The organism is Frankia sp. AgKG'84/4, from assembly GCF_023242965.2.
Taxonomy (GTDB): Bacteria; Actinomycetota; Actinomycetes; order Frankiales; family Frankiaceae; genus Frankia.
Genome location: NZ_JALKFU020000763.1, coordinates 1 through 1,170 on the forward strand (window position 1 = coordinate 1; position 1,170 = coordinate 1,170).

General features: G+C 75.4%; 1 protein-coding gene. It reads left to right on the top strand.

Features of this window, described 5'->3' with window-relative positions; translation table 11 throughout:
• On the top strand, positions 1-1,104 hold a 1,104-nt coding region (locus tag MXD58_RS25055), incomplete at its 5' end, for a GlnX family signal transduction membrane protein (protein ID WP_518478681.1).
• Positions 1,105-1,170: the final 66 nt, after the last annotated feature.

The window sequence follows — 1,170 nt, forward strand, 5'->3', positions numbered from 1 at the left end:
GGCGCCGGCCGTGCCCGGGACGGCGCGCGGCCGGCGGCCGGCGACACCGGCGGGGCGCGGCCATCCGTCGGGTCGTGCCCGTTGGAACTTCTCACCGAGGCCATCCCCGTCTACAACGGCATGGTCGAGCGGGCGCGGGCGAACGACCGGGCTGGTCTGTCCGTCGGGGAGGCGAACCTGCGCGCGGCGTCGACCATGATGCGCGCCGAGATCCTGCCCGCGACGGAGGTGCTGGTCGCCCGCTATGCCGACGCGGTCGACCTCGCCTACCAGCGGGCGACCGGGGCGCGGGGAGAATGGGCGGTGGTGGTCACGGCGGCGCTGGCGCTCGGCTCGCTGTTCGGCGTGCAGTTCCTGCTGGTCCGGCGAACCAACAGGCTGATCAACCCCGGCCTGGTCCTCGCGACCGGCGCGGTGCTGACCGCGACGATCTGGACCGCGGTCGCGTTCGGCACGCAGCAGACCCGACTGGACACGGGTCGTGACGCGGGCTACCGGCCGATGACCCTGCTCGCGCGTTCGAAGACCCTGGCACTCGAGGCCCGGGTCGACGAGAACCTCTCCCTCGCCGCGCTCGGCAACGGGGTCCGCTTCGACGAGCACTTCGCCTGGGTGGCCCGCGGCCTGGGGTTCGAGCCCACCGGTGCGCGGCTGGGCCCCGAGGCGGTCACCCGCCGCGGCTCACTCGTCGTCGCGCTCGACAGCCCGGGGGGAGCGGCGCCGCCGCCCAGGCTCGAAGAGGACCTGCAGACCTGGCTGCGGGTGCGGGACTCGGTGGTCAAGCTGCTCGCGACCTCGCCGGACTCGGTGGTGGCCGCCGCCCACGGCCCAGGCGACGCCGGTGCGGCCGGGGGAGACTCGCGCTCGTCCGACGCGTTCGGCCTGGCGGTGACCCGCACGCTCGGACCCGGCACCGCCGCGTTCACCCGCTTTCTCGCCACCCTGGACATCGCGATCGACAGCGCGCGCGGCCGGTTCGAATCCGATGTCGACCAGGCGGCCGACACGATGCGTGGTCTGCGACTGGCGGGTCCGGCCCTGCTGCTCGCCGCGATCGTCGCCGCGGCGGCCGGCATGTGGCCGCGGTTGCGGGAGTACCTGTGACCGGCCGGCAACGGGCCCACACCGGCGGCCGCGCCGGCCTCCGACCTCGGTGCCCCGCGCCTCGAC